Annotated in this window: 14 protein-coding genes; 12 read left to right on the top strand and 2 right to left on the bottom strand. The window is 67.7% G+C overall.

Annotated elements, in window-relative coordinates:
• The first annotated feature begins 22 nt into the window (after nucleotides 1-22).
• The 10 genes from rpsH to IT361_14195 all read left to right on the top strand — a co-directional run bounded on the left by rpsH (nucleotide 23) and on the right by IT361_14195 (nucleotide 7,393).
• Nucleotides 23-421: a 30S ribosomal protein S8 gene (rpsH, locus tag IT361_14240; GenBank protein MCC6318837.1), complete on the top strand. Its 399-nt coding sequence runs from the start codon at nucleotides 23-25 to the stop codon at nucleotides 419-421.
• A gap of 10 nt (nucleotides 422-431) precedes the next feature.
• Nucleotides 432-971, top strand: coding sequence for a 50S ribosomal protein L6 (rplF, locus tag IT361_14235; protein ID MCC6318836.1), 540 nt, complete (start codon nucleotides 432-434; stop codon nucleotides 969-971).
• Complete coding sequence (locus IT361_14230; GenBank protein ID MCC6318835.1) at nucleotides 971-1,327, top strand: 50S ribosomal protein L18; 357 nt, start codon at nucleotides 971-973, stop codon at nucleotides 1,325-1,327. The genes rplF and IT361_14230 overlap by 1 nt, the downstream gene beginning before the upstream one ends.
• Nucleotide 1,328: 1 nt before the next feature.
• A complete protein-coding gene (rpsE, locus tag IT361_14225) occupies nucleotides 1,329-2,075 on the top strand; it encodes a 30S ribosomal protein S5 (GenBank protein ID MCC6318834.1) in 747 nt (248 codons plus the stop codon).
• Nucleotides 2,068-2,322 carry a 50S ribosomal protein L30 gene (gene rpmD / locus IT361_14220; GenBank protein ID MCC6318833.1) on the top strand — a complete coding sequence of 85 codons (255 nt, stop codon included), beginning with the start codon at nucleotides 2,068-2,070 and terminating at the stop codon, nucleotides 2,320-2,322. The genes rpsE and rpmD overlap by 8 nt, the downstream gene beginning before the upstream one ends.
• Before the next feature lie 22 nt (nucleotides 2,323-2,344).
• On the top strand, nucleotides 2,345-2,794 hold the full coding sequence (gene rplO, locus IT361_14215) for a 50S ribosomal protein L15 (protein ID MCC6318832.1): 450 nt from the start codon (nucleotides 2,345-2,347) through the stop codon (nucleotides 2,792-2,794).
• Nucleotides 2,795-4,129 carry a preprotein translocase subunit SecY gene (gene secY, locus IT361_14210; protein MCC6318831.1) on the top strand — a complete coding sequence of 445 codons (1,335 nt, stop codon included), beginning with the start codon at nucleotides 2,795-2,797 and terminating at the stop codon, nucleotides 4,127-4,129.
• A 154-nt stretch (nucleotides 4,130-4,283) separates the two neighbouring features.
• Nucleotides 4,284-4,919, top strand: a complete 636-nt coding sequence (locus IT361_14205; GenBank protein MCC6318830.1) for an adenylate kinase — start codon at nucleotides 4,284-4,286, stop codon at nucleotides 4,917-4,919.
• A complete protein-coding gene (map, locus tag IT361_14200) occupies nucleotides 4,916-5,671 on the top strand; it encodes a type I methionyl aminopeptidase (GenBank protein ID MCC6318829.1) in 756 nt (251 codons plus the stop codon). Before IT361_14205 ends, map begins: the two co-directional genes overlap by 4 nt.
• 87 nt (nucleotides 5,672-5,758) lie before the next feature.
• Nucleotides 5,759-7,393, top strand: a complete 1,635-nt coding sequence (locus IT361_14195; GenBank protein MCC6318828.1) for a glycosyltransferase family 39 protein — start codon at nucleotides 5,759-5,761, stop codon at nucleotides 7,391-7,393.
• A gap of 39 nt (nucleotides 7,394-7,432) precedes the next feature.
• Here IT361_14195 and ftcD read toward each other — a convergent pair whose 3' ends face one another.
• Together ftcD and IT361_14185 are read right to left on the bottom strand one after the other, a co-directional pair.
• Nucleotides 7,433-8,965, bottom strand: a complete 1,533-nt coding sequence (gene ftcD / locus IT361_14190) for a glutamate formimidoyltransferase (protein ID MCC6318827.1) — start codon at nucleotides 8,963-8,965, stop codon at nucleotides 7,433-7,435.
• Nucleotides 8,966-8,988: 23 nt separating this feature from the next.
• Nucleotides 8,989-9,789 carry an inositol monophosphatase gene (locus tag IT361_14185; GenBank protein MCC6318826.1) on the bottom strand — a complete coding sequence of 267 codons (801 nt, stop codon included), beginning with the start codon at nucleotides 9,787-9,789 and terminating at the stop codon, nucleotides 8,989-8,991.
• A 57-nt stretch (nucleotides 9,790-9,846) separates the two neighbouring features.
• On the opposite strand from IT361_14185, the gene trpS reads away from it, so the two are divergent.
• The gene (trpS, locus tag IT361_14180) at nucleotides 9,847-10,821 is read left to right on the top strand and encodes a tryptophan--tRNA ligase (GenBank protein MCC6318825.1); all 975 of its coding nucleotides are present in this window, start codon (nucleotides 9,847-9,849) and stop codon (nucleotides 10,819-10,821) included.
• Between the two features lie 10 nt (nucleotides 10,822-10,831).
• The gene (locus IT361_14175) at nucleotides 10,832-11,950 is read left to right on the top strand and encodes a PilT/PilU family type 4a pilus ATPase (GenBank protein MCC6318824.1); all 1,119 of its coding nucleotides are present in this window, start codon (nucleotides 10,832-10,834) and stop codon (nucleotides 11,948-11,950) included.
• The last annotated feature ends 3 nt before the right edge of the window (nucleotides 11,951-11,953 follow it).

Below are 11,953 nucleotides of genomic sequence, written 5' to 3'. Positions count from 1 at the left end.
GGGTGGAGAGAGAGACCAACGAATGAGCATGACTGACCCCATCGCCGATATGCTCACGCGGATCCGCAATGCCTGCGGATCGAAGCACCGTCGCGTGGACATTCCGGCGTCGAAGATGAAGGCCGAAATCGCACGGATCCTGAAGGAGAACCACTACATCCAGGACTACCGCCTCGTGGAGTCGGAGAGCGGTCGCAAGCTGCTGCGGGTGATCCTGAAGTACGCTGGGGGCCAGTCGGTGATCCGCGAGATGCGCCGCGTCTCGTCACCGGGGCTGCGCAAGTACGTGCCGGCGACCGGAATCCCGCGGGTTCGCAACGGCCTGGGCATGGCGATCCTGAGCACGTCGCGTGGCCTCATGTCGGACAACGACGCGCGCAAGGCGCACACCGGGGGCGAGTTGCTCGCCCTGGTGTGGTAAGGAGGAATCGATGTCTCGTATCGGAAAGAAGCCGGTGAGCGTGCCCGGTGGTGTCACGGCCAACCTCGAGGGGAACACGCTCAAGGTGAAGGGGCCGAAGGGCGAACTGACGCGCGCGTTCCACCCCGAGATGCAGCTGGCGATGGCGGAGGGCACGATCACCGTGAACCGTCCGTCGGACGAGCCGCGGCACAAGGCCCTGCACGGCCTGTCGCGCACGCTCGTGGCCAACATGGTCGAGGGCGTGACCAACGGCTACAAGAAGCAGCTGGAGATCACGGGCGTCGGCTACAAGGCCGAGGTGAAGCCCTACGGACTGTTGATGTCGCTGGGCTACTCGCACACGATCGAGGTGAAGGCGCCGGCTGGCATCAAGCTGGCGGCTCCGCAGCCGACGACGGTGATCGTCGAGGGCGCCGACAAGGAAGTGGTGGGCCGCGTCGCGGCTGAGATCCGCAAGCTCCGCAAGCCGGAGCCCTACAAGGGCAAGGGTGTGCGGTACGCCAACGAAGTCATCCGCCGCAAGGCCGGCAAGGCAGGAGGCAAGTAATGCGTCGCATCGCAAGTCCGAAGACGCGCGAGGAGCAGCGCGCCCGCCGACATCTGCGGGTGCGCAAGAAGGTGACGGGAACGGGCGAGCGCCCGCGGCTCGTGATCTTCCGATCGCTGAAGCACATCTATGCGCAGCTGGTGGACGACAACAGCCGGCGCACGCTGGTGGCGGTCGGCGACCAGGCGTTCAGCGGCAAGAAGAGCGAGCGCGCCTCGCTGGTGGGCAAGTCGCTCGCCGAGAAGGCGAAGGCGGCCGGAATCTCGAAGGTCACCTTCGATCGTGCTGGTTACCGATATCACGGCCGCGTGAAGGCGCTGGCCGATGGCGCCCGCGAAGGCGGGTTGGAGTTCTGACATGGCTGAACCAAGGCAGGGCGCATCGTCGTCACCCGCAGCGCGCGGCCCCGGAGGGGCTGGGCGTGGTCGTGGCGGCCCAGGTGGTGGTCGCGGGCGTGGTGGTCCGGGCGGCGGTGGCGGTGGCCGCGGCCGCGGCGGCCCCGGTGGCGGCCGTGATGGCGGTCCCGGAGGCGGACGCGACGGCGGTGGACGTGATCGCCGTGGCGGAGAGCCGCAGTCCCGCGAGGGCGGTTCTGACCTGATCGAGAACGTGATCGCAATCAACCGCGTCGCCAAGGTCGTGAAGGGCGGTCGACGCTTCTCGTTCAACGCGCTCGTCGCCGTCGGCGACGGGCAGGGCAAGGTCGGCTTCTCCACCGGCAAGGCAAATGAAGTATCCGAGGCCGTTCGCAAGGCGGTCGAGGGGGCGCGCAAGCGCCTGGTGCAAGTGCCGCTCACCGGCGCGACGATCCCCCACGAAGTGGTGGGGCGTCACGGCGCGGGCAAGGTGTTGATGAAGCCGGCGGCGCCGGGTGCCGGCGTGATCGCGGGTGGGGCGGTGCGCGCGGTGATGGAGTGCGTCGGGATCTCCGACATCCTCACCAAGTCGCTTGGCTCGACCAACCCGCACAACATGGTGCGCGCCGCGTTTGACGGACTCGCCCAGCTCACGACGGTCGACCAGATCGCTCGTGAGCGTGGTATCGAAACGACCGCGCTGCGCTACAAGCCGCGCCACAAGTCGAAGGAGCGCGCGCATGCCTAGGACATTCGTGTGGCACCGCACCCGCGGGCCACAGCACACGCCGAAGGACGAAGTCCCGACCGGAGAACTGGTCAAGATCACGCAGGTGCGGAGCAGCATCGGCCACCCGGCCAAGCTGCGCCTCGTGTTGCAGTCGCTGGGGCTTCGACACCACCAGGACACGGCGATCCAGAAGGACACGCCGCAGTTGCGTGGGGCGATCAAGAAGGTGCGCCACCTGGTGAAGGTGACGCCCATCAAGGAGTAGGAACGTGGCAACTCAGGAAAAGATCGGGCTGCACAACCTCAAGCCGGCCCCGGGCTCGCACCGGGATCGCAAGCGGTTGGGTCGCGGCCCCGGGTCCGGCACCGGCAAGACGTCGGGCAAGGGTCACAAGGGTTCGATGGCGCGCGCCGGTCACGGCGGTCCCGGCGGCGGCAAGCCCGGGTTTGAGGGCGGCCAGATGCCGCTGTCGCGTCGTATTCCCAAGCGCGGGTTCAACAACGCGCGCTTCCGCACGGCGTACCAGATCGTCGGGCTCGACGATCTCGCGCGCGTGGACGGTGCCGAGGTGACACCGGAGACGCTGGCGAAGGCAGGACTCGTGAAGCTGCGCACCGGGCCGGTGAAGCTGCTGGCCAATGGTGAGGCGGCCCAGGCGTACACCATTCGCGGTCTCAAGGTCAGCGGCGGCGCTCGCGAGAAGATCGTCGCAGCCGGCGGCCGCATCGAGGAGTAAATGGCGCAGTCCAATCCCGCCCAGGCGCTGGCGAACATTCGCAACACGCCGGAGCTGTGGGAGAAGATCCTGTTCACCTTCTGGTGCCTGGCGCTCTACCGACTCGGCTCGCACATCACGGCGCCGGGGGTGGACCAGCTGGCTCTGCTGGACTTCTTCCAGAACCAGCAGAGCAACGGATTGCTCGGCCTCTACGACCTGTTCGTGGGGGGCGGGCTCTCGCGCGCCACGGTGTTCGCCCTCGGCATCATGCCCTACATCTCCGCGTCGATCTTTGCACAGATCGGCACGGCGATCATCCCGTCCATGGACAAGATGAACAAGGACGAGGAAGGTCGAAAAAAGATCGGGCAGTGGACGCGGTATCTCACGGTGGCGCTTGCCGTGGTGCAGGCGTGGGGCTTTGCGCTGTTCACTGAGTCGTTGCAGGGTGCGGTCGCGACGCCCGGGTTCGGGTTCCGGCTGCAAATGTCGCTCTTCCTCACGACCGGTGCGGTGTTCGTGATGTGGCTCGGTGAGCAGATCACCGAACGGGGCCTCGGCAACGGCGCCTCGCTGATCATCTACTTCTCGATCGTCGAGCGCTTCTGGAGCGCGATCTTCCAGACATTCACGTTCGTGAGCACGGGTGCCGTGGGCGCATTTTCGCTGGCGGTGCTGGCCCTGGTGATGGTGGGCGTCGTGGCGGGCGTCGTGGCACTCACGCTGGCCGCGCGGCGCGTGCTGATCCAGATCCCGCAACGCACCATGGCGCGCGGTCGCATGCGCGAGGCAGCGAGGAACTTCATCCCGCTCCGCATCAACGCCGCCGGCGTGATGCCGATTGTGTTCGCGCAGTCTGTGATCGTGGTGCCGGGAGCGCTGGCGCAGTTCTCCGGGAACCCGGCGCTCCAGCGCATGGCGGATCTCTTTGCCGAAGGATCGTGGCCGTACGTGATCGCCTCGGCGTTCCTCATCCTCTTTTTCACGTACTTCTACACGTCGATCATCTTCAATCCCATCGACCTGGCGGAGAACCTCAAGAAGCAGGGTGGGTTCATTCCCGGGGTAAAGCCGGGCGCCAAGACGGCGGAGTACATCGAGCAGGTCGTCACGCGCATCACGCTCCCTGGTGCCATCTTCCTGACCGCGATCGCGCTCTTTCCGGTGCTCATCGCGAAGTGGATCAACGTACCCTTCCGGTTCGGCGGTACCTCACTGCTGATCGTCGTCGGCGTGGCGCTCGACACGATGTCGCAGATGCAGCAACACCTGCTGCTCCGGAAGTACGATGGTTTCATGAAGAAGGGCCGCGTGCGGTTCCGCGGGCGGCAGGGGGCGACGGGAGGGTTCTAGGGACGCACGGTCGCTGCGACCGTTCACGCGGGACCCGTCGGGACCCGGAACGATCGTACGTTGTCCGTCAGTGGGCGCGAGTGAAGGCTGGCTCGCGCCTTGCGTTTTTCCTGGGAGCGAGCGACGCATTGTTCCTATCCGCCCAACCGCTTCAATGATTCTCGTTCTTCTCGGACCCCCAGGGGCCGGCAAAGGCACCCAGGGGGAGCGCCTGGCCGCTGAACTCGGCATTCCCAAGGTCGCCACTGGCGACGTTCTGCGCGCAGCCGTGCGCGACGGCACACCGCTCGGCCTGGCAGCCAAGGCGGCCATGGACCGCGGTGACCTGGTGCCTGACGACGTCATCCTCGGCATCATGAAGGAAGCCCTCGCTGCGCCGTCGGCGGCCCGCGGCGCGATCCTGGATGGCGTGGTGCGAACGGTGCCCCAGGCCGAAGGCCTGCAGCGTGTCCTCCGCGAACTCGGTCGCCCGCTCGACGCCGTGCTCGTCTTCGAGGTGCCTGACGAGGATCTCGTGAAGCGCCTGTCGGGTCGCACCGTGTGCCAGTCCTGCCAGACGCCATACACGGGCCGCGAGCCGGGGTCCACCTGCGAGAAGTGCGGTGGAACGCTCGTTCGCCGAAAGGACGACGAGCCCGAAGCCATCCGGAATCGCCTCCATACCTACCAGCAGCAGACGGCTCCGGTGATCGCGTGGTACCGGACCACGGGCGGCCCAGTGCGCGCCATCGACGCGACCGGGAGCATGGCGGACGTCCTTGCGCGGGCCCGCGCGGCCCTCGGCACATGATCCACCTCAAGTCGGAGCGCGAACTCGAGATCATGGCCAAGGGAGGCCGAATCCTCGGCCTCACGCACGAGCATCTTCGGCCACTGGTCCGGCCCGGGGTGTCTACCAAGGAGCTCGATCAGGCCGCTGAAGCGTTCATTCGCTCACATGCTGGCGCCGAGCCGGCGTTCAAGGGCCTGTACGGGTTTCCGGGTGCGATCTGCATTTCGATGAACGAGGAGATCGTGCACGGCATTCCCTCGCCGCGTCGCCTGCTGCGCGAGGGCGACATCGTGAAGCTTGACGTTGGCGTGAAGCTGGAGGGGTACTTCACGGACGCGTCCATCACCGTGCCCGTTGGGGTGATCGACGAGACCACGCAGCGGCTGATAGAGGTCACGCAGGCCTCGCTCGAGGCCGGGATCGCTGCCGCGGTGCTCGGCAACCACGTTGGCGATATTGGTGCCGCGATCTGGGGCGTGGTGGGTCCGGCCGGTTACACCGTCGCCGACGATCTCGTGGGCCACTACGTGGGCACCAAACCGCACGGGGATCCCCAGGTGCCCAACAAGGGCAAGCCCAAGCGGGGCCCAAAGCTGCTGCCCGGCCTGACTATTGCCATTGAACCGATGGTGAACGTCGGGGGTTCGGCCACGCGAACCTTGAGCGACAAGTGGACGATCGTGACCGCGGACGGCTCCCGGTCGGCCCACTTCGAGCACACGGTGGCCATTACGGAGGCCGGCCCTCGGGTCCTCACGCGGGCGGCCTGAGGGTAGGCCGGGCCCGTGGCGTTCGCTGCGTTGGCCGGTCGGGTTGTCCCTCGCTTGGTGGCCGGCTCCCCCGTTTGGTCGTCCCTCATGGTGCGATCGTCCCATCGTCCGCTTCCGCTCTGGAGTCTCCTCGGCCTCGTGCTGGTGGTGGCGATCGGTGCTGCGCGCATCATTGCCACCTACGAGGTCTTCAGCGAGACCTTTGACGAAGGGGTTCACATCGCCGCGGGCATGGAGCTGCTCGATCGCGGCCGGTTCACGTATGAACCCAAGCACCCTCCGCTCGCGCGCGCGGCCGTGGCCCTGGGGCCATGGCTCAGTGGTGTCGGCTCGCAGGGTGTGGGCAACATCTGGGGCGAGGGGCGATCGATCATTCACGCGGTGAACGCCGACCGCACCCTGTTCCTGGCGCGGCTTGGTGTGCTGCCCTTCTTTGTGCTCGCGGCGTGCCTGGTGTGGGCGTGGGCTCGGCGCATCGCAGGCGACGGCGCGGGCCTGGCCGCAGTCACGCTGTTCACGACGGCGCCGCCCGTGCTCGCGCATTCGAGTGTTGCCACGACCGATATGGCGCTCGTTGCGACGCTCATCGCGCTCCTGTTCGCCGCGATGCTGTGGGTGGAGTCGCCGACCACGAAGCGCAGCGTGTGGCTGGGCATCGCAGGTGCGGCCGCGCTCACCGCCAAGCTCTCGTCCATCGCGTTCTTTGGCCTCACCGCATTGCTGGTACTCGCGCTGCGTCACGTGTGGGCGGCCCGTGATGCGGCGCCAGCTCCGGGGTTCGCCGGTCGACTCGCGCGCTGGCTGACGCTGACACCGGCGCACCTTCGCCGGCTGCTGGTGGTGGCTCCTGTCGCCTTCCTCGCCGTGTGGACCGTGTACCGGTTTCAGGTTGGCAGCCTGCGTGGCGTGCCGTTCCCGCTCACCACGCTCATCCAGGGCGTGCGCGACCTGGCGGCGCACAACGGACTGGGCCACGCCTCCTTCCTGCTGGGCGAGGCCTACGCCGACGGGCGATGGCTGTTCTTCCCGGTTGGGCTCGCGGTCAAGTCGCCGCTCACGCTGCTCGTCTTTGGGCTTGCGGGTGCGTGGCTGCTGGCGCGGCGGTCGCGGGCCTCGCGCGACTGGCAGATCGCCGTGCCACTGCTGCTCGCGGTGGCAATCCTCGCCGTATCGATCCCGGCGCGCATCAACATCGGCGTGCGCCACGTGCTGCCCGTCTTCGCCACGCTTGCGATTGCGGGCGGCGTTGCCGTGTCAGCCGCATTCGCCCGATGGAAGACTCCGGCTGCCCGCTCGCTGCTGGCCGCGCTCGCCACCGCTGGCCTCGTGTCGACGTTCCGGGTGCACCCCGACTACCTCGCGTACTTCAACGAACTGGCCGGCGCGCATCCCGAGCGTGTGCTGGTGGACAGTGACCTCGACTGGGGGCAGGACCTGCGCCGTTTGCGCGACACCATTCAGGCGCGCGGCATCGACAGCGTGACGACTGCGTACTTCGGGAGTGCGGTTCCCGGGATGTACGGCATTCCGGTGAAGCACGAGTGGGTGCGCGGTGACGAGGCCCACGGCTGGTTTGCCGTGAGCCAGACACGCCTCCAACGCGGCGATGCGGTGCTGCGCAACGGCGTCTGGACGCTGTATCCGGAGGCCCTGGCGTGGCTCAGGGATCGCGAGCCCGAGGCAAGGATCGGCCGATCGATCCTGCTCTATCGGCTGCCGTGACGCCGGCGGGTGGGGCGAGGCGCCCCACCCTGGGTAACCCTACCCGGCGCTTGCCGCGATGCTCCGTTGCACGGCCTCTGCGGCGGCCTTGGCGTGCGAGGCGGCCTCCTCCACGATGCGCGCGAGTTCGGCGAGCATGCCGCGCGCCTCGGCGGAGTCGGTGAGCGATGCCACGTTGATCTGCACGTTGTACGACGCGCCGCGGCATGCGGCCTCGGCGAGGAGTGCGGCGACCCCGGCGTCCGAGGCTGCGTTGGTGTTGCCCTTGGTCGCCGCGATCGCGGCGAGCCGCGCGACGGACGCGCAGGTGCGTGCGGTCTCGAGCGGCACGTGGGCCGCGCCCAGCAGCGCCGCCTCGATCGCCGACTGGCGCGTGGCGACCTGCTCGGGCGTTTCCTTGGGCAGACGGTAGCTCTGCATGACGACCTCGTAGGCGGCCGCATCGCGCGGCGCGAGCGCCTGCAGCTCCGTGCCGAGTGCGGCGGCTTCGCGCGCCACGTCTTTCATCTCGCCTTCGACGGCGACGTACTTCTTTCGTCCGATCGTGAGGCCCGCCACCATCTGGGCGAGCGCCGCAGCGAGCGCGGCGACGATGGCGGCGACGGATCCTCCGCCGGGCGCCGGCGTGGGCGCGGCCACCGACGCAACGAACGTCGACAGCGACTCCCCGCCGGAGACTGCCGCGCGCACCTTGCGCTCGAGCACCGCGTCGGCGGAGAACCCGCGTAGCTGCAGGTGGCGCGCAGCCGTATCAAAGAGCGCGCGCTCCGGCACGAGTCCCACGACCTCGCTCCACGTCGGCGAGACACCCTGTGCCTGCGCCTCCATCTTTACCATGTCGAACGCGCGGTAGAGCGGCGTCTTCTCGATGTCGACCAGGTTCATGGATACCTGGGCCTGCCCGTCGACTTCGAGACCGAGGCCTTTCACGTGGCGCAGCCCGCCGGTGGAGTGGCGCACCGCCCGAGCCACATCCCTGGCAACCTGCAGGTTCTCGGCACCGCCCAGGTAGACGTTGTAGGCGACCAGAAAGGGGCGGGCGCCTATGGCCGTGGCGCCGGCGGTCGGGTGGATCCGGGGCTCGCCGTAGTCGGGCGCGCGCCTGACGTTGGCCGCGATCTCGTCGCGCAGACCCTCGAACTCCCCGCGGCGCACGTCGGCCAGGTTTTCGCGATCCGGTCGCGAGGCCGCGCGTTCGTAGAGGTACACGGGGATCCCCAGTTCGCTGGCGGCGCGGGCGCCTAACGCGTGGGCCAGCGCGATGCAGTCGTCCATCGTGGCCCCTTCGAGCGGCACGAAGGGTACCACGTCGGTGGCACCGATGCGCGGATGCTCCCCCTGGTGCCGGGTGAGGTCGATCCGGCTGGCCGCTTCCTTCATGCCGCGGAACGCGGCTTCGACCGCGTGTTCGACGGGCGCTACGAACGTGATCACCGACCGGTGGTGCGACGGATCGCTCGACACGTCGAGGATGGTCGCGCCTTCGGCGCTGGCAATCGCCGCGCGAATGGCGTCAACGACCGCGGCGTCGCGACCTTCGGAGAAATTGGGAACGCACTCGACGAGTTTCATGCGGGCAGTTGAGGGTGGGGAGTTCAGGAAGGGATCGTGAACGGTGCGCTCGGGCGCAACTGGGCGAGGAGCCATTCGTGCAGGACGCCGTTCGACGCGACCACCGGCGTGTGCTCCACGCGCAGCTCGTTGCCGGCGAGGTCACTCACGCGGCCACCAGCTTCGCGAATGAGCAGCGTGCCGGCGGCGTGGTCCCACGGCGCGAGCATGAGCTCCCAGAAGCCGTCGAACCGCCCGGCGGCGACGTCGGCCAGGTCGAGCGCAGCCGCCCCGGCACGGCGCACGCCCGCGACCTGCCCCACGACGCGAGAAAATGAGGGGAGGTACTCCGGAATGCGCTGTGGATCCTTGAACGGGAATCCCGTCCCCACGAGCGCGCGCGCCGGTTCCACGAGCCGCGACACGCGGATCGGCGTCCCGTCGCGCGTTGCGCCTCCGCCGCGGGTGGCCGCGTACGTGATGCCGCGCGGCACGTCCAGCACGATCCCGGCGACCAGGCCGCCTTCGGCCACCGCGGCGATGGACACCGCATACTGCGGGTACCCGTGCAGGAAGTTGGTGGTGCCGTCGAGCGGATCGACGATGAACGCGATCTCATGGTCGTTCGGGGCGAGGCCCGGTGAGCGCTCCTCGCCCACGACCACGGCGCCTGGAACGGCCGCATGGAGCACGTTGGTGATGCGCTCCTCGGCGCCCAGGTCGACCTCGCTCACAAAATCGGCGCGTGCTTTCTCCTGCCAGTCGATCGTTGCAAGGTCGGCCGTGCGCGATCGGATGTAAGTTGCCCCGGCCTGCGCCGCAGCGGTGCACGCCGTGAGAAGCACCGCAGGAAAGGTTTGGTCTCGTTGCGACGGCAAAGTCGGCCACCTTAGTTTCATCGAATGCCCCGGATCTTCAGCGGAATCCAGCCCTCGGGCGAACTCCACATTGGAAACTACCTCGGTGCGGTGAAGAACTGGGTCGAGCTGCAGCACGAGTTCGAGTCGTTTTTCTGTGTCGTGGACTACCACGCGATCACGCTGCCGTACGAGCCGGCTGACCTCCGGCGGCGCACACTCGAGATGGGGATTTCCCTGCTTGCGGTGGGCATCGACACGGACAAGGCCACGCTGTTTGTGCAGTCACGCGTGCCCGAACACACCGAGTTGCAGTGGGTCTTCAACGCCATCACGCCGGTGGGTGAGCTGGAGCGCCAGACGCAATACAAGGAGAAGTCGGCGCGCTTTGAGAGCGTACCCGCTGGCATCCTGAACTATCCGGTCCTGCAGGCGGCGGACATCCTGATCTACAAGGCGGACACCGTGCCGGTGGGCGAGGATCAGCTGCAGCATCTCGAGCTGACGCGCGAGATCGCCCGGCGCTGGAATGCCCGATTCTCCGAGGGGTTCTTTCCGGAGCCCAAGGCGCGGCTTACGCCCACGCGGCGCATCATGGGGCTCGACGGGCAGGCCAAGATGTCGAAGTCCCTCGGCAATACGGTGGGGTTGCTCGATCCGCCCGAGACCATCTGGGAAAAGCTGCGACCGGCCATGACCGATCCAGCGCGGGTGAGGCGGACAGACCCCGGCAACCCCGACATCTGCAACATCTACCATCTGCACAAGGCGTTCAGTCCACCGGCGACCGTGGACTATGTGGCGATGCAGTGCCGTTCGGCGGGCTGGGGTTGCATCGATTGCAAGAAGGTGCTGTTCGAGAACATGAACGCCGAGCTCACGCCGATCCGTGAGCGCGCGGCGGAGCTGACCGCGCATCCCGCGCGCGTGCGAGAGCGGCTCGAAGCCGGGGCCGCGAAGGCGCGGGGGATCGCGAAGCAGACGATCGGTTATGTACGTGAACTGATGGGCCTGGACTGAGGGAGGGTGAGTGGAGAAGATCATCAAGGCGGCGGTGGACCGTGGGGCGTCGGACCTGCACATCAAGGCGGGTGACGTCTTCCGCGCCCGCATCGACGGCGTGCTGACGGCGATGACGAAACAGGCGCTCACGCCCGAACAGACGCGCGCGATCGCGCTGCGCCTCATCACCAACGAGAAGGTCAAGGAGCGGATCGACTCGCTGCTCGACTACGACTGCTCCTGGGGCGCCCCGGGCATCGGGCGTTTTCGCGTGAACATCCTGCGCCAGCGATCGAGTTTCATGATCGTCATGCGCGTGATCCCGTTCCGCGTGCCGACGTTCGACCAGCTCGGTCTTCCTGCGGTGCTCGAGCGGATCGCCATGACCGAACGGGGCATGGTCCTCATCACCGGGGTCACCGGCTCGGGCAAGTCCTCGACGCTGGCGGCGGTGATGGCACACATCAATGCCAACCTCGAGAAGCACATCGTCACGCTCGAGGAGCCGATCGAGTTTCTGCATCGTGACCTCAAGAGCTCGATCACGCAGCGGGAGATCGGCGTCGACACCGAGAACTTCCGGGTCGGGCTCAAGGCCGCGCTTCGCCAGGACCCGGACGTCATCGTCCTCGGCGAGCTGCGCGACACCGAAACCATCGACACGGCGATGAAGGCGGCGGAAACCGGACACCTGCTGCTGGCCACGGTCCACACGCCGGACGCGCAGGCGACTATCATGCGTGTCGTGTCCATGTTCCCGCCCGAGGAGCAGGACGTGATCCGCATCCGCCTGTCGGAGTCGCTCGCGGCCGTCGTTTCGCAACGCCTGCTCCCGCGCAAGGACGGCAACGGGCGTGCGGTGGCGTGCGAGGTCATGCTGAACACGCCACTGATCGCGGACCTGATCCTCAACCAGCGGGTGGGCGAGATCCGCGAATACATGGCCGACGGGCGTGACCAATACGGTATGCAGACGTTCGACCAGCACCTCGCGGACCTCGTGACCCAGAATGTCGTGACGTTCGAGACGGCCCTGGCGGCGTCGACGCGCCCGGCGGACTTCGAGCTGCAGATGAGCATGTTCCGGAGCGCCGCGCGCCGTGAGGAAGCGAACAACGACCCGTTCAACGCGGGCAACCTGACCTAGGAG

The sequence above is a fragment of the Gemmatimonadaceae bacterium genome (genome assembly GCA_020846935.1).
Lineage (GTDB): Bacteria > Gemmatimonadota > Gemmatimonadetes > Gemmatimonadales > Gemmatimonadaceae > RBC101.
Note: the sequence above shows the minus strand (reverse complement) of the source record. Positions and strands in the feature narration are given on the sequence as shown.

What these genes read in the sequence shown, in the direction of transcription:
- rpsH (MCC6318837.1), top strand. Translation starts at nt 23, where the DNA reads ATGAGCATGACTGACCCCATCGCCGATATGCTCACGCGGATCCGCAAT.
- rplF (MCC6318836.1), top strand. Translation starts at nt 432, where the DNA reads ATGTCTCGTATCGGAAAGAAGCCGGTGAGCGTGCCCGGTGGTGTCACG.
- IT361_14230 (MCC6318835.1), top strand. Translation starts at nt 971, where the DNA reads ATGCGTCGCATCGCAAGTCCGAAGACGCGCGAGGAGCAGCGCGCCCGC.
- rpsE (MCC6318834.1), top strand. Translation starts at nt 1,329, where the DNA reads ATGGCTGAACCAAGGCAGGGCGCATCGTCGTCACCCGCAGCGCGCGGC.
- rpmD (MCC6318833.1), top strand. Translation starts at nt 2,068, where the DNA reads ATGCCTAGGACATTCGTGTGGCACCGCACCCGCGGGCCACAGCACACG.
- secY (MCC6318831.1), top strand. Translation starts at nt 2,795, where the DNA reads ATGGCGCAGTCCAATCCCGCCCAGGCGCTGGCGAACATTCGCAACACG.
- IT361_14205 (MCC6318830.1), top strand. Translation starts at nt 4,284, where the DNA reads ATGATTCTCGTTCTTCTCGGACCCCCAGGGGCCGGCAAAGGCACCCAG.
- map (MCC6318829.1), top strand. Translation starts at nt 4,916, where the DNA reads ATGATCCACCTCAAGTCGGAGCGCGAACTCGAGATCATGGCCAAGGGA.
- IT361_14195 (MCC6318828.1), top strand. Translation starts at nt 5,759, where the DNA reads ATGGTGCGATCGTCCCATCGTCCGCTTCCGCTCTGGAGTCTCCTCGGC.
- ftcD (MCC6318827.1), bottom strand. Translation starts at nt 8,965, where the DNA reads ATGAAACTCGTCGAGTGCGTTCCCAATTTCTCCGAAGGTCGCGACGCC.
- trpS (MCC6318825.1), top strand. Translation starts at nt 9,847, where the DNA reads ATGCCCCGGATCTTCAGCGGAATCCAGCCCTCGGGCGAACTCCACATT.